This is a genomic window from Stenotrophomonas sp. HITSZ_GD (assembly GCF_029543105.1).
Taxonomy (GTDB): domain Bacteria; phylum Pseudomonadota; class Gammaproteobacteria; order Xanthomonadales; family Xanthomonadaceae; genus Stenotrophomonas_A.
This window is the reverse complement of sequence record NZ_JARQXB010000023.1, coordinates 26,541-41,307: the sequence shown is the minus strand read 5'-3', so window position 1 is coordinate 41,307 and position 14,767 is coordinate 26,541. Positions and strand designations below refer to the sequence as shown.

The window sequence follows — 14,767 nt, the reverse complement described above, 5'->3', positions numbered from 1 at the left end:
TTTCGGGACACGCCGTGAATCCATCCATGGAGGCTCGTAGGCGACATCCATGTCGCCTACGGTCCCGAAAGGGCCCAGGCCCCGCAGGCCCCACATTCCCGCGCGACCGGATGGCATAAGCCACGTCGCGGCTGCAGGCATCCTGCCGGGCCTCGTTCGTCCGCCTCGCGCGCCATCGAGAAGAGCCAGCGCCGTCTGCGGCAACCCGACAGACCACCGGCCGGGGCTGTGGCTTTTTCCCTATCCGACCCCGGCGCGTGCCACCGAAGTGGGGAAACGGAGGCGCCCGGCGCCGGCGTGGCGTAGAGGGGCGTCAGCGGGCCATGGATGGCCCGCGGCGGCGAATCGGACAGGACGTCTGCTGAGCCGTGACGCCCCTCTACGCCACGCCGGGGCCCGCACCGCGAGCCGCACCTGCCACCGCATTCCGCCATGCATCCCTTACGCGCCTCACCATCCTCTTGCACCCAACCACTGTTAGTAGTAATACTACTAACCATGGACCTGACCGAAACCCAGCAAGCCATCCTGGCGATGATCGCCGAGCGCATCGAAGGCGAGGGCGTCCCCCCGTCCCAGACCGAGATCGCCCGTGCCTTCGGTTTCAAGGGCGTGCGTGCCGCGCAGTACCACCTGGAGGCGTTGGAGCAGGCCGGCGTCATCCGCCGGGTGCCCGGCCAGGCGCGCGGCATTCGCCTGGTGGCGCCGGCCGCCGAGGCCGCCGCGCCACCTTCCGCCGCCAACGACGAGACCCTGCGCGCCGACGACGTGCTGCGGCTGCCGGTGCTGGGCCGGGTCGCGGCCGGCCTGCCGATCGGCGCGGATATCGGCTCGGAAGATTTCGTGGTGCTCGATCGCGTGTTCTTCTCCCCCGCGCCGGATTACCTGCTGAAGGTGCAGGGCGATTCGATGATCGACGAGGGCATCTTCGACGGCGACCTCATCGGCGTGCACCGCACCCGCGATGCCCGCTCCGGCCAGATCGTGGTGGCGCGCATCGATGAGGAGATCACCGTCAAGCTGCTGAAGATCGGCAAGGACCGCATCCGCCTGCTGCCCCGCAACCCGGACTACGCACCGATCGAAGTGCTGCCGGACCAGGACTTCGCCATCGAAGGCCTGTACTGCGGATTGCTCAGGCCCAATCGTTGAGCCGGCGTCCCAGTCGCCGGGCCGTCTTTTTCCGACGGCAGGCCAAGGCCCAGGCCGCTACCGCGGGCCACCCTAGAAAAATAAATTGAATGCGTCGCCGGCAATCTCAGCCTTTGCGATACGCGACCCGTAGATTGACGCCATACCGAAATCACTGACGAGGACCACCCAGATGGACGAGAACAAGAAGCGCGCCCTTTCCGCCGCCCTGAGCCAGATCGAAAAGCAGTTCGGCAAGGGCTCGGTGATGCGCATGGGCGATCGGGTCGTCGAGCCCGTGGAGGCTATTCCGACCGGCTCGCTGATGCTGGATATCGCCCTGGGCATCGGCGGCCTGCCGAAGGGCCGCGTGGTCGAAATCTATGGGCCGGAGTCCTCGGGCAAGACCACCCTGACCCTGCAGGCCATCGCCGAGTGCCAGAAGATGGGCGGCACCGCGGCCTTCATCGACGCCGAGCACGCGCTGGATCCGATCTACGCCGCCAAGCTGGGCGTCAACGTCGACGACCTGTTGCTGTCCCAGCCCGATACCGGTGAGCAGGCGCTGGAAATTGCCGACATGCTGGTGCGTTCGGGTTCGGTGGACATCCTGGTCATCGACTCCGTCGCCGCGTTGACGCCGAAGGCGGAAATCGAAGGCGAGATGGGCGACCAGCTGCCGGGCCTGCAGGCCCGCCTGATGAGCCAGGCGCTGCGCAAGCTGACCGGCAACATCAAGCGCTCCAACACGCTGGTGATCTTCATCAACCAGCTGCGCATGAAGATCGGCGTGATGATGCCGGGCCAGAGCCCGGAAACCACCACCGGCGGCAACGCGCTGAAGTTCTACGCCTCGGTGCGCCTGGATATCCGCCGCATCGGTGCGATCAAGAAGGGCGACGAGATCATCGGCAACCAGACCAAGATCAAGGTGGTCAAGAACAAGCTGGCGCCTCCCTTCAAGCAGGTGGTCACCGAAATCCTCTACGGCGAGGGCATCAGCCGCGAAGGCGAGCTGATCGACATGGGCGTGGATGCCAAGCTCGTCGAGAAGGCGGGTGCCTGGTACAGCTACGGTGACGAGCGGATTGGCCAGGGCAAGGACAACGCCCGCGGCTATCTGCGCGACAACCCGCAGGTGGCGGCCAAGCTCGAAGCCGAGCTGCGCGAGAAGTTCCAGCCGGCCGAGGCGGCGCGCGGAGAAGGCGACGGCGACGACGAGTAAGTTTTCACCTATCGCGGGGCGGCGGAGTCAGTGCCGTCGTTCCCGCGGTAGCTTTTATGCAAGCCAGGAGGGCAGGCGCCACGGAGGGCGCGATGTCTTTGGATCACGGTGGGGGCATTCATGAACGACGAGGCGTCTGGCCGTCGTCGCGGTCGTCGGCCACGACCAGAACCCACGCCCGTGCAGCGGGCGCTCGGCCTGCTGGTGCGGCGCGAGCATTCGCGGCAGGAACTGGTGCGCAAGCTTCGCGTTCGCGGCGTGGAGGCGGAGGACGCGGACGCCGCCGTTGCACGGCTGGCGGGCGAGGGCTGGCAAGACGACACCCGTTTCGCCGAATCCCTGGTGCGTGCCCGCGCCGCCAGTGGATATGGGCCGCTGCACGTGCGCGCCGAGCTCGGCACGCATGGCCTGGACCGGGACGCGGTGGCCGCGGCCATGGAGACCTACGAAGGCGATTGGCGCGAGAATGCCCGCGACCTGGTCCGCCGCCGCTTTGGCGAGGCCGGGCCCCAGGACCTGGCGCAGCGGCGCAAGGCCGCCGACCTGCTGGCGCGCCGGGGCTTCGATGCGGACACCATCCGCGCGGCGAGCCGTTTCGATCCTGACGACTGAGCGGCCCAGGCCTGATAACCTTGGCGGTTTAGGTTGTACGGTACGTTCCGCCACCCCATATGGGAGGGAGGACACCGGCCACCGCCGCCCGCCTGACTGCCAGCCTCATGAACGCACCTGCCAAATTCACCACCTCCCAGATCCGCGCCGACTTCCTCGAGTTCTTCAAGGGGAAAGGCCACACCATCGTGCCGTCTGCGCCGCTGGTGCCGGGCAACGACCCGACGCTGCTGTTCACCAATTCCGGCATGGTGCAGTTCAAGGACGTGTTCCTCGGGGCCGAGAAGCGCAGCTACGTGCGCGCGGCGGACGTGCAGCGCTGCCTGCGCGCCGGCGGCAAGCACAACGATCTCGACTCGGTGGGCTACACCGCGCGCCACCACACCTTCTTCGAGATGCTCGGCAACTGGTCGTTCGGCGACTACTTCAAGAAGGACGCCATCGCCTGGGCCTGGGAGTTGCTGACCCAGGTGTTCAAGCTGCCGGCCGAGCGCCTGCTGGTGACGGTCTACCACACCGACGACGAGGCCTATGCGCTGTGGCGCGACATGGTCGGCGTGCCGGAAAACCGCATCGTGCGCATCGGCGACAACAAGGGTGCGCCCTACGCTTCGGACAACTTCTGGCAGATGGCCGATACCGGCCCCTGCGGCCCATGCACGGAAATCTTCTACGACCACGGCGCGCATATCGCCGGCGGCCCCCCCGGCTCGCCGGACGAGGATGGCGATCGTTTCATCGAGATCTGGAACCTGGTGTTCATGCAGTTCGACCGCCAGCCCGACGGCACGCTGATGCCGCTGCCGGCGCCGTGCGTGGACACCGGCATGGGCCTGGAACGCCTGGCGGCGATCCTGCAGCACGTGCACAGCAACTATGAGATCGACCTGTTCCAGACGCTGATCCGCCACGCCTCCGAGCTGACGGGCACTGCGGACCTGGAGAACAAGTCGCTGCGCGTGATCGCCGATCACATCCGCGCGTGCTCGTTCCTCATCGTCGATGGCGTGTTGCCGTCCAACGAAGGCCGCGGCTACGTCCTGCGCCGCATCATCCGCCGCGCCCTGCGCCATGGCTGGATGCTGGGCGTGCGCCAGCCGTTCTTCCACAAGATGGTCGGCACCCTGTCGGACCTGATGGGCGAGGCTTACCCGGAACTGCCCGCCGCACGCGACACCGTGGAGCGTGCGCTCAAGGCGGAAGAGGAGCGCTTCGCCGAAACGCTCGATGCCGGCATGAAGATCTTCGACGAGATCGCCTCGCGCTCCGGCCTCACCATCGCCGGCGCCGACGCGTTCCGGCTCTACGACACCTATGGCTTCCCGGTTGACCTGACCGCGGACATCGCGCGTGAGCGCGGGCTGGAGGTCGACATGGCTGGCTTCGAGACCTCGATGGAGCAGCAGCGCGAGACCGCGCGCGCGGCCGGCAAGTTCGGCGGTGGCACCGCGTTGCCGGCCGAGCTGGTCGCCCAGCTCAGCCCCACGCGCTTCCTCGGCTACGACCAGCTGGAGGCCGGCGAGCTGAAGGTCGTGGCGTTGCTCAAGGGCGGCCGCCCGGTGGAGACCATCGGCGCGGGCGACGAGGCCATCGTGCTGACCGACCGCACGCCGTTCTACGCCGAATCCGGCGGCCAGGTCGGCGATACCGGCCGCCTGTCCGGCGCCGGCATCGACTTCGCCGTCGAGGACACCCACAAGTTCGCCGGCCAGTTCCACGGCCACGTCGGTCGCTTGGTGACCGGCTCGCTGCGCGTGGGCGACGTGCTGTCGGGCAGCGTCGATGGCGCGCGCCGCGGTGCCACCATCCTCAACCACTCCGCCACCCACCTGTTGCACGCCGCGCTGCGCGAGGTGCTGGGCACCCATGTGCAGCAGAAGGGCTCGCTGGTGGCGCCCGATCGCCTGCGCTTCGACTTCTCGCATTTCCAGCCGCTGACCGCCGACGAACTGGCGGTGATCGAGCGCAAGGTCAATGCGCAGGTGCGTGCGAACAGCGCCGCCGAAGTGCACGACATGGGCATGCAGGAAGCGCTGGATTTCGGCGCGATGGCGTTGTTCGGCGAGAAGTACGGCGAACGCGTGCGCGTGCTGAAGATGGGCGATTATTCAACCGAACTGTGTGGCGGCACGCACGTGTCGCGCACGGGTGACATCGGCCTGTTCAAGATCACCAGCGAAGGCGGTGTGTCCGCGGGCGTGCGCCGCATCGAGGCGGTGACCGGGCAGGGCGCGCTGGATTACGTCAGCGACGAGGAGCGCCGCCTGCACGAGGCAGCCGAACTGGTCGGTGGCAGCGCGCAGGACGTGGTGGACAAGATCCGCCAGCTCGGCGAGCGCCAGAAGCGCCTGGAACGCGAACTGGAGGCATTGAAGGCCAAGGTGGCCTCCGGGGCCACGGCCGATCTCGGCAGCCAGGCGGTGGACGTGGGCGGCATCAAGGTGCTCGCCGTGCGCCTGGAAGGTTTCGATGCCAAGGCGTTGCGCGATGCGATGGATCGCTTGAAGCAGCAGCTCGGCGATGCGGTGATCCTGCTGGCCGGCGTGCAGGACGGCAAGGTCGCCTTGGTCGCTGGTGTGAATGGCGCCGCAACGGGCAAGGTCAAGGCGGGGGAACTCCTGTCCCATGTCGCCAGTCAGATCGGTGGCAAGGGCGGCGGCCGCCCGGATCTCGCCCAGGGTGGTGGCGAGGACGGGCCCGCCCTTGCGCCCGCCCTGCAGGGCGTGCTCGCCTGGGTCAATCCTCACTTGGCCTGAACGCTGCGCCCGCGAACCTTGATGGGGGGCAGGGGCGTAGTTAACATTCCTGCTCTTTATTCCCTTTATCCGCGACGCCTTCGGGAGTCGCGTGCTGGCGGCACCGCCGGCCCTTGGAGATTCTGGACATGTTGATCCTTACTCGCCGCGTTGGCGAAACCCTGATGATCGGTGACTCGGTCACGGTCACAGTGCTGGGCGTGAAGGGCAATCAGGTGCGCATCGGCATCACCGCGCCGAAGGACGTGGCGGTGCATCGCGAAGAAATCTATCAGCGCATCCAGCGAGGCGACGAGCCGGTAGCGTCGGGTGCGGGCGGTCACGACGAATCCGGCACCTGATGCGCGATAAAGGGTTTACCTCGACCCCCTCTTCCCGGTATTCTTCGCGGCCTGTCGCGTAACACCGCTGACAGGACGCAAAAACCCGGAGTGATGCCCGAGAGGCCGAAGGGGCTCCCCTGCTAAGGGAGTATAGGGTCAAAAGCTCTATCGAGGGTTCGAATCCCTCTCACTCCGCCACGATGAAAGCCGCTGCCTGCAGCGGCTTTTTTCATGCCCGCGCCACGGCGCCGGGTCCTCCGGCGGAGCGCGCCGCGCCGGCCGAGGCGCATGAAAAAAGCCGCCCGAAGGCGGCTTTCCAGTGCAGGCGAACACGCGCTCAGGCGTCCTCGCCATCCTCCTCGTCATCCTCTTCTTCCAGCTCGCCTTCGGCGCCAATGATCGCCACGCCTTCATCATCGGCGCCTTCGCGGATCAGGGTAAAGAAAGCGTCGAAGCGGTAGACCTGCAACTGCGGCACTTCCTCGAAACCGTAGTGGGTGCAGATCTCGCGGAAACGGGCGTAGACCGCGCGCCAGACCGTCGCGTCGATCTCCTCGGCACCGAACCAGGCGTACAGGTCGTCCCAGGCGCAGGTGGCGGCGCCGTAGCGGGCGACGCGATCGATCAGCTGGGAGAAGGCAACATCGTGATGCGTGAGCATGGCGGCTCCAGGTGGAAGAGACCGGCATGGAAGCAAGTCGAGCGGGCGAAGTAAAGCCTTCGCGTACCACGCGCAGAAGGCGCCGCGTCGCGGCGCCCTCTGCGCAGCCGGCTTAGTGCCAGCCCTGCAGCGGCAGGTCGAACAGCAGGAACTCAGCGTCGTTCGCGTTGGCGAACACCAGCAGCGACTCGTCGCTCACCTGCACCGCATCGCCGGCGGCCAGCGCCACGCCGTTGACCTCCAGTGTGCCGCGCGCCACCTGCACGTAGGCGCCGCGACCGTTCTCCAGCGCGTACTCCACGCGGTCCGCGCCATCGAGGATCGACGCATACAGGCGCGCGTCCTGGTGGATCTTCAGCGCCCCCTCGGCGGCGTCGGGCGAGGCAATCAACCGCAGCCGGCCGCGCTTGTCCTCGGGGCTGAAGTGCTTCTCCTCGTAGCTCGGGGTGATGCCGTTGCGCTCGGGGATCACCCAGATCTGCAGGAAGTGCACCGCCTCGCGCTGCGAGCCGTTGAACTCACTGTGGGTCACGCCGCTGCCGGCGCTCATGCGCTGGACATCGCCGTAGTGCAGCACCGAGCCGGTGCCCATGCTGTCCTTGTGCTCCAGCGCGCCATCCAGCACGTAGGAGATGATCTCCATGTCGCGATGGCCGTGGGTGCCGAAGCCTTCGGCCGGCTTCACCCGGTCTTCGTTGATCACCCGCAGCGGCCCGAAGCCCATGTAGCGGGGGTCGTGGTAGTGGGCGAAGGAGAAGGTGTGGCGCGAGGACAGCCAGCCATGTTCGGCGCGGCCCCGGGCATCGCTCTTGCGGATCTGCAGCATGATCGTTCTCCTTGATGTTCGATGGTGTCGATCGGAGGCGTTTCCTCCTTGGCGATAAGTCTGTGCGCTTCATGAGGAAAGAAAAAGCGAGTAGATTCGAGCGCCATCATCGATGGATTCGAACATGAAGCTGAGCCTGGAAGCCTTGCAGATCCTCGACGCCATCGACCGCCGCGGCTCGTTCGCCGGGGCGGCCAAGGTGCTCTACAAGGTGCCCTCCACGATCTCCTACACCGTGGCCAAGCTGGAGGAAGACCTGGGCGTGCAGCTGTTCGAGCGGCTCGGCCCCAAGGCCACGCCGACCGAGGCCGGGCGGGAGTTGCTCAAGGAGGGCCGGCACCTGTTGCGCGCCGCCGAGGAGCTGGAGGTGCGCGTGCGCCGGGTCGCCTCGGGCTGGGAATCGGAATTCGCGCTGGGCCTGGATTCGCTGTTCCCGCCGGCCCTGCTGGCCGAGGACATCGCCGCCTTCTACGGCGTGGCCGACAGCACGCGCCTGCGGCTGGTGGGCGAGTCGCTGTCGGGCACCTGGGAGGCGCTGCTGGACCGCCGCGCCGACCTGGTCGTGGCGGCGGGCGAGGGGCCCAGTGGTGGCGGCTACGTGGTGGAGCCGCTGGGCACGGTGCGCTTCGTCTTCGCGGTGGCGCCCACGCATCCCCTGGCCGGGCGGGCGCACGTCGACGCCGCCGAGCTGGCCCTGCACCGCGCGGTGGCCGTGGCCGACTCGGCGCGGCGGCTGCTGCCGCGCACCGTGGGCCTGCAATCGGCGCAGGACGTGCTCAGCGTGCCGGACATGCAGGCCAAGTACGTGCTGCAACAGGCCGGGCTCGGCTGCGGCTTCCTGCCCGAGCCCTGCGCGCGGGCCGCGCTGGCGGCCGGTACGCTGGTCGCGGTGGAGGTCGAGCAACCCAAGCCGGACGAGACCTTCTACCTGGCCTGGCGCACCGGCGAGCAGGGCGAGGCGCTGGCGTGGTGGCTGCGCCGCCTGCGCGCGCCGGGGCTTTTCGAGGCGTGGCTGGGCCGCCTCGCCGGAACGGATCATCCCGCCACGCCGGCTGGCCCGGCGCGATAATGCCCCCACGCTGCGGCAGTCCCTACTGGAAATTCCCATGCACGCCCTGGTCGAGCAGTTCGGTTTGACGCTGGTCTTCGTCAATGTGCTCGCGCTCGCGCTGGGCTTGCCCGTGCCGGCGATGCCGACGCTGGTACTGGTCGGCGCCACCTACACGCTTCAGGGCGGGCCGGCTGCCTGGGCGGCCCTGCTCGCGGCCTGGCTGTTGTCCATCAGCGCCAGCCTCATTGGCGACACCGCGTGGTTCCTCGCCGGCCGCCGCTATGGCAACCGCACGCTGCAATCGCTGTGCCGGCTGTCGCTCTCTCGCGACACCTGCATGAAAAAGACCGAGCGCTTCTACGGCCGGCTGGGTATCCGCGTGCTGGCGTTCGCCAAGTTCGTGCCCGGCCTTTCGCTGGTGTCGGTGCCGCTGGCCGGCGCGATGCAGGTGCGGATGCGTCCGTTCCTGGGCTACGACACGCTGGGCGCGGCGCTGTGGGCCGCCGTCGGGCTGGGGCTGGGCGTGGTATTCGCCGGGCAGGTCGACTACGTGCTCGACCTCCTCTCCGATCTGGGCACGCGCGCGTTCGGCGTGGTCGGCATCGCGCTGGCGCTGTACGTGGCGTGGCGCGGATGGCGTCGCCACCAGCTGATGCGTTCGCTGGAAGCGGCGCGCATCAGCGTGGATGAGCTTTATGCATTGATGCAGGACCCGCAGCATGCGCCGACGGTGCTGGACATCCGCGCGCCGGGTTATCGCGACCTGGAGCCGTACACGATTCCCGGCGCGCAGTTCGCCGACGAGCGCCAGCTCGCCGACATCCTCGCGCGCGTGCCGCGCGAGCGCGGGGTGGTGATTTTCTGCGCGTGCCCGAACGAAGTGTCGGCCGCGTGGCTGGCGGCACGGCTGCGCGAACATCGCTACCAGGATGTGCGCCCGTTGCTCGGCGGCCTGGATGCGTGGCGCGCGGCCGGCTATGAAACCCTCGCGCTCGCCCCGGTGGTCGCCGACGATGCATTGCCGCCGCCGGCATTGATGACCTGACGCACGCACCGCGTTCGCTTCAATTCGCAAGCGCAAAAAAAAAGACGACGAGGTAAACTCGTCGTCTTTCTTGACTAAATGGCGCGCCCGGAGAGATTCGAACTCCCGACCGCCTGGTTCGTAGCCAGGTACTCTATCCAACTGAGCTACGGGCGCGTCGTCAGGAGGAGAATTATGCGGGACTATGCGGTGGTCGTCAACGGTCCGTAACAAAAAATTTTCACGCGGTGTCCCGGACCAGCCGGGCGGCTACCGCGGCGGGTGTTTTCATCCATGAAAAATGGTCCGCGCGGGCGCCCAACGCCGCGGCCGACAGCACGTCCAACCGTGTTTCGCCGGCCATCTTCGCAGTGAGCGCGCGCATCGAACTGGCCGGCGCCATCCAGTCGTTCGCCAGCACCACGCTGTCGACCGGAATCGACAGCTGCGCCAATCCCGCTTCCAGGTCCGCGTCCAGGCCCTTGGCCGCGTAGCGGTTGCTCAAACCCACGCGTGCCCAGTCGGCGATCAACCCGCGTGCCTCGGTGCCGCCGAAGCCCACGCGACGGCCGGGCAGCACGCCGTGGCGGCGCGCCAGCCACGGCAGGAAGCGGTAGACCAGCGGCAACGCATAGCGCAGCGGCGCGGGAAAGCTGCGCCACCACGGCATGCCGCTGGCAACCAACCACACGCGTGCGAAAGCATGCGGATGCAACGCGGCGTGGCAGCACGCGAGCTGTCCGCCCAGGCTGTGGCCACCGATCAGCGAGGGAATGCCGGGCGCGATGTCGCACAGCACCTGCTGGCTGGCCGGCAGGTCGATGGTGAGGATCTCCCGGTAGCCCCAATCGCACGCACGCGAAGGCCGCAAGCTGCTCCTGCCATTGCCGCGCCACTCGTGCAGCACCACCGCGATGCCGTGCGCGGCGAGTGCATCGGCGAAGGCTTCGTAGTGGCGCGCGGCCACGCCCAGCGCCGGCAACCACAGCAGCGCCGCGCGCGGCGACGCCGGCACGCGCGCGATGAGTTTCCAGCGATGGCCGTCGTGGCCAGCGGCTTCGATCTCCCGCGGGGCCGCCGTCATTCGTGGCGGGCCGCGCCGAAGTGGTCGAGCACGAGCACTTCGCCGCGACCGGGGCGATAACCGCCCTGCAACGCACGGGCGACGTAGTCGATCGCCGCCTCGCAGGCGTTAGCCAGCGACAGCCCGTTGCACAGCTGCGCGGCGATCGCCGAAGCCAGCGTGCAGCCGGTGCCGTGCGCGTCGATCGGCAGGCGCGCATGGATGTATTCGTGCTGCGTCACGCCGTCGTCGAAGCGGTCGATCACGCGCTGGCCTTCGAACAGGTGCCCGCCCTTGAGCAGCACTGCCGTGGCGCCGAGGTCGAGCAGTTCGGCGCAGGCGCGCTCGGCGGCGCCGGCATCGGCGATGCGGTGGCCCAGCAGCAGTTCGGCCTCGGGAATGTTCGGCGTGATCAGCGTGGCCATCGGCAGCAGGCGCTGGCGCAGCGCGTCGAGCGCGTCGTCGGCGAGCAGCTTGGCGCCACTGGTGGCCACCATCACCGGGTCGAGCACGATGAAGGGCGGGCGGTGGCGTTGGAGCGCGTCGGCCACCGCATCGATCACCTCGGCGTTGGCGAGCATGCCCAGCTTCACCGCCTGGATCTCGAAGTCCTCGAAGCAGGCGTCGATCTGCGCGCGCAGGAACTCGATGGGCGGCACGTGCACCGCAGTGACCCCGCGGGTGTGCTGCGCGGTCAGCGCGGCGAGCGCGGACAGGCCGTGCACGCGATGCGCGGCGAAGGTCTTCAGGTCGGCCTGGATGCCGGCGCCGCCGCCGGAATCGGAGCCCGCGATGGTCAGGGCGGAAAGGACTTGGGCACTCATGCGGCGATTGTGCACCCGGCGGCGGCAGGGCGCATCACGCCGCTCGGCGCGCGCGTGCCAGTGTCCATTGCCGCCACGCCACGTAGCCGCCGCCGGCGATGCCGGTGATGGCTGCCGGCACGTACAACGCGCGGTAGTGCCATGCGGCGAACAGCCAGGCGCCGACGAGGCTGCCGCCCAGGAAGCCGCTGATGATCAGCCCGCTCAGCGTGAGCCGGCGCATCGGCAACGGCAGGCCGCGCAGCAGGTGGCCCAGGCCGATGCCCAGGTCGGTGAACATGCCGCTGAGGTGCGTGGTGCGGATCAGCGCGCCGCTGTAGGTGGTGGCCAGCGCGTTCTGCACGCCGCAGGCCATCGCCGCCAGCCATGCGCCGCCCATGCCGTGGCGTTCGAACAGCGGCACCGCCGCCAGCAGCAGCGCCGATTCCAGCAGCAGCGCCACGCCGTAGCGTCGTCCCAGCCGCAGCGTGCTGTCCTGGATGATGAGGCCGCTGCACATCGCGCCCAGGCTGAAGGCGATCAGCACGCCCCACAGGAAACCCACGCCGGGCCAGTCGCCCTGCGCCAGCGCCACGCCGAGCAGGCTGGTGGTGCCGGTGAGGTGGCTCACCACCTGGTGCGCGAAGCCGAGGTAGCCGATGACGTTGACCATGCCGGCCACGGCCGACAACGTCACCGCGCCGACCCACACCCAGGCGGGCAGGGCCTTCATCGGCGTCCGCCCCGGCCTGCGTGTCGCATCCTGCGCATGCGTTCGCTCAGGGTGGGCCGTTGCGTTCGACCGCCGAGAAGGTGCCGGTCTGCGGGTCGAAGATCGCGCCCCAGAACTGCGCGCCGCCATCGCACACGCGGATCGCCGTGCGCGCCGGGTCCAGCTCGCTGTCTTCCGGCAGGTGGAAGGCATTGATGTAGATCAGGCGCTTGTCGCCGGTTTCGATGCCCACGTACTGGCGGTCGAAGTCACCGGGGTTGGGAATCTGCGGCTGCAGCTGCGCCAGTGCCGCTTCCAACTGGTCCACCTGCTGCCGGCTCGGCGCCCAGTAGCCGGTGACCTCGCCGGGATGGCGCGCCGGGCTGTCGCGCGAGCAGGTATCGAGCACCTGCGCGGCGATGACCGGGCGGGTGATGACCCACGATTGGCCGGCGCGCACCGTGGTCGGCACGGTGCTGCCCGGTACGCCGCCGGTGGTGGCGCAGCCGGCGGCGAGGGTGGCCGCCAGCAGCAGCGGCGGCAGGCGAAGCAGTTTCACAGGACCTCCGAGGCATAGTCGGCCAGGCGCGAACGCTCGCCCCGGCGCAGGGTGACATGCGCACTGTGCGGCCAGTTCTTGAAACGGTCCACCGCATAGGTGAGGCCGGAGGTCGTTTCGGTCAGGTAGGGCGTGTCGATCTGCTCCACGTTGCCCAGGCACACGATCTTGGTGCCCGGGCCGGCGCGGGTGATCAGCGTCTTCATCTGCTTGGGCGTGAGGTTCTGTGCCTCGTCCAGGATGAGGTAGCGCGAGAGGAAGGTGCGCCCGCGCATGAAGTTCATCGAGCGGATCTTGATGCGGCTGGCAAGCAGGTCGTTGGTGGCCGCGCGGCCCCAGGCGCCGCCTTCCTGGTTGTGGGTGAGCACTTCCAGGTTGTCGGTCAGCGCGCCCATCCACGGCGTCATCTTTTCCTCTTCGGTGCCGGGCAGGAAGCCGATGTCCTCGCCCACGCTCACCGTCGCGCGGGTCATGATGATCTCGCGGTAGCGCTGCTGGTCCATCGTCTGCGCCAGGCCGGCGGCGAGCGCCAGCAGCGTCTTGCCGGTGCCGGCGGTGCCGAGCAGGGTGACGAAGTCGATTTCCGGGTCCATCAGCGCGTTGAGCGCGAAGTTCTGCTCGCGGTTGCGCGCGGTGATGCCCCACACCGCATGCTGGCCACCGCGGTAGTCGTCCACCAGCGAGAGCGTCGCCTTGCCGTCGCCGCCCACACGCGCCACGCGCAGTTCCACCTCGTCTTCGCCGGGCAGGTACAGGTACTGGTTCGGGTGCCAGTCCTCGTCGTCGGCCAGCACCACTTCGTAATGCGTGCGGCCCTTGTCCGACCAGCTGCGCAGGTCCTGGTTGTGCTTCTGCCAGAAGTTCTCCGGCAGTTCGACCGCGCCGGTGAACAGCAGGCTGAAATCATCCAGTGCGCGGTCGTTCTCGTAGTCCTCGGCCACCAGGCCGCTGATGGAGGCCTTGATGCGCAGGTTGATGTCCTTGGACACCAGCACCACCGGCACGTCCGGGTGCTCCTCGCGCAGTTGCAGCACCGCGGCCAGGATCTTGTTGTCCGGCACGACCTCGCCGAAGCTGCGGCCCGGCGCGGTGGGCGTGGTCTGGAAATGCAGCTTGCCGATCTGGCCCTGGCGCTTGAGCTGGATACCCTGCGGATGGGTGAGCGTGATGCCGGACTGAATCTGCTCGGCGCTGGCGCCGTCCAGCAGTTCGTCGAGGAAGCGGCTGACCTGGCGCGCGTTGCGGCTGACTTCGGACATGCCCTTCTTGGCATTGTCCAGCTCCTCGATCACCTGCATCGGCAGGAAGACGTCGTGCTCCTCGAACTTGAACAGCGCGGTGGGGTCGTGCATCAGCACATTGGTGTCCAGCACGTAGATGCGCTTGCCTCGGGTCATCATGTGTTCCTGGAAAAAGGACAGGGGCGAGCCATCACGGCCTGCGGGGCAGGGTGATGGCAAGTTCGGGTCGCGAGGGGTGTCACTTCTGCTTGTGCGCCTTCAGGGCCTGGAGAACCGCTTCCGCGTGGCCGGCCACCTTGACCTTGCGCCACGCCTGCACGATACGACTATCCGGCGAAATGAGGAAGGTGCTGCGTTCCACCCCCAGCACCTGTCGCCCATACATGTTCTTCATGCGGATCACGTCGAAGGCCTTGCACAGGGCCTCGTCGCCGTCGCTCACCAGCGGGAAGGCGAAACCCTGCTTGGCACAGAAATTGTCGTGCGAGCGCACCGAGTCGCGCGAAACGCCCAGCACCGCGGCGCCTTCGGCGGCGAATTCGGGCAGCAAGGCGTTGAAGTCCAGGCCTTCGGTGGTGCAGCCCGGCGTGCTGTCCTTGGGGTAGAAGTACAGCACCAGCCAGCGGCCGGCGTAGTCGGCGAGGGTGGCGTGCGCGCCGCCGGACAGGGCTAGCGGCAGGGTGAGGGTGGTGCGGTCGATCTGGGTGCTTTCGGTCATCGGGAACGGGTCCTGCGGGTAGGGCGATGTGGCATGGCCCTACATATACCGCGAACCGTGTC

General features: G+C 68.2%; 15 protein-coding genes and 2 tRNA genes. 8 read left to right on the top strand and 9 right to left on the bottom strand.

Going from position 1 to position 14,767, the window contains the following annotated elements; genetic code table 11:
- Window positions 1-498 precede the first annotated feature (498 nt).
- The 6 genes from lexA to P6166_RS16245 all read left to right on the top strand — a co-directional run bounded on the left by lexA (window position 499) and on the right by P6166_RS16245 (window position 6,245).
- Window positions 499-1,152 (top strand): transcriptional repressor LexA, encoded by a 654-nt coding sequence (gene lexA, locus P6166_RS16270; protein WP_277765482.1) that lies wholly within the window; start codon window positions 499-501, stop codon window positions 1,150-1,152.
- 172 nt (window positions 1,153-1,324) lie between these two features.
- Complete coding sequence (gene recA / locus P6166_RS16265) at window positions 1,325-2,356, top strand: recombinase RecA (protein WP_277765481.1); 1,032 nt, start codon at window positions 1,325-1,327, stop codon at window positions 2,354-2,356.
- Window positions 2,357-2,476: 120 nt separating this feature from the next.
- Window positions 2,477-2,968, top strand: coding sequence for a recombination regulator RecX (recX, locus tag P6166_RS16260; protein ID WP_277765480.1), 492 nt, complete (start codon window positions 2,477-2,479; stop codon window positions 2,966-2,968).
- A gap of 107 nt (window positions 2,969-3,075) precedes the next feature.
- Window positions 3,076-5,724: an alanine--tRNA ligase gene (gene alaS, locus P6166_RS16255; protein ID WP_277765479.1), complete on the top strand. Its 2,649-nt coding sequence runs from the start codon at window positions 3,076-3,078 to the stop codon at window positions 5,722-5,724.
- 128 nt (window positions 5,725-5,852) lie between these two features.
- The gene (csrA, locus tag P6166_RS16250; protein ID WP_277765478.1) at window positions 5,853-6,065 is read left to right on the top strand and encodes a carbon storage regulator CsrA; all 213 of its coding nucleotides are present in this window, start codon (window positions 5,853-5,855) and stop codon (window positions 6,063-6,065) included.
- A gap of 87 nt (window positions 6,066-6,152) precedes the next feature.
- Window positions 6,153-6,245, top strand: a tRNA-Ser gene (locus P6166_RS16245).
- Window positions 6,246-6,384: 139 nt separating this feature from the next.
- On the opposite strand, the gene P6166_RS16240 is transcribed toward P6166_RS16245, so the two are convergent.
- Both P6166_RS16240 and P6166_RS16235 read right to left on the bottom strand, forming a co-directional pair.
- Window positions 6,385-6,708, bottom strand: a complete 324-nt coding sequence (locus P6166_RS16240; RefSeq protein WP_277765477.1) for a hypothetical protein — start codon at window positions 6,706-6,708, stop codon at window positions 6,385-6,387.
- 112 nt (window positions 6,709-6,820) lie between these two features.
- On the bottom strand, window positions 6,821-7,534 hold the full coding sequence (locus tag P6166_RS16235; RefSeq protein ID WP_277765476.1) for a pirin family protein: 714 nt from the start codon (window positions 7,532-7,534) through the stop codon (window positions 6,821-6,823).
- Window positions 7,535-7,658: 124 nt separating this feature from the next.
- On the opposite strand from P6166_RS16235, the gene P6166_RS16230 reads away from it, so the two are divergent.
- Both P6166_RS16230 and P6166_RS16225 read left to right on the top strand, forming a co-directional pair.
- On the top strand, window positions 7,659-8,603 hold the full coding sequence (locus tag P6166_RS16230) for a LysR family transcriptional regulator (protein WP_277765475.1): 945 nt from the start codon (window positions 7,659-7,661) through the stop codon (window positions 8,601-8,603).
- Between the two features lie 37 nt (window positions 8,604-8,640).
- On the top strand, window positions 8,641-9,630 hold the full coding sequence (locus P6166_RS16225) for a DedA family protein/thiosulfate sulfurtransferase GlpE (RefSeq protein WP_277765474.1): 990 nt from the start codon (window positions 8,641-8,643) through the stop codon (window positions 9,628-9,630).
- Window positions 9,631-9,709: 79 nt separating this feature from the next.
- Here P6166_RS16225 and P6166_RS16220 read toward each other — a convergent pair.
- The 7 genes from P6166_RS16220 to P6166_RS16190 form a co-directional block, all read right to left on the bottom strand.
- Window positions 9,710-9,786 (bottom strand) — tRNA-Arg (locus P6166_RS16220).
- A 64-nt stretch (window positions 9,787-9,850) separates the two neighbouring features.
- Entirely contained in the window at window positions 9,851-10,693 is an 843-nt protein-coding gene (locus tag P6166_RS16215) for an alpha/beta fold hydrolase (RefSeq protein WP_277765473.1), read from the bottom strand.
- Entirely contained in the window at window positions 10,690-11,496 is an 807-nt protein-coding gene (gene thiD / locus P6166_RS16210; protein ID WP_277765472.1) for a bifunctional hydroxymethylpyrimidine kinase/phosphomethylpyrimidine kinase, read from the bottom strand. Before thiD ends, P6166_RS16215 begins: the two co-directional genes overlap by 4 nt.
- 34 nt (window positions 11,497-11,530) lie before the next feature.
- Window positions 11,531-12,208: a YoaK family protein gene (locus tag P6166_RS16205; protein ID WP_277765471.1), complete on the bottom strand. Its 678-nt coding sequence runs from the start codon at window positions 12,206-12,208 to the stop codon at window positions 11,531-11,533.
- Window positions 12,209-12,254: 46 nt separating this feature from the next.
- Entirely contained in the window at window positions 12,255-12,740 is a 486-nt protein-coding gene (locus P6166_RS16200) for a hypothetical protein (protein ID WP_277765484.1), read from the bottom strand.
- 2 nt (window positions 12,741-12,742) lie between these two features.
- Window positions 12,743-14,143, bottom strand: coding sequence for a PhoH family protein (locus tag P6166_RS16195; protein ID WP_277765470.1), 1,401 nt, complete (start codon window positions 14,141-14,143; stop codon window positions 12,743-12,745).
- 82 nt (window positions 14,144-14,225) lie between these two features.
- The gene (locus P6166_RS16190; RefSeq protein ID WP_277765469.1) at window positions 14,226-14,705 is read right to left on the bottom strand and encodes a peroxiredoxin; all 480 of its coding nucleotides are present in this window, start codon (window positions 14,703-14,705) and stop codon (window positions 14,226-14,228) included.
- Window positions 14,706-14,767: the final 62 nt, after the last annotated feature.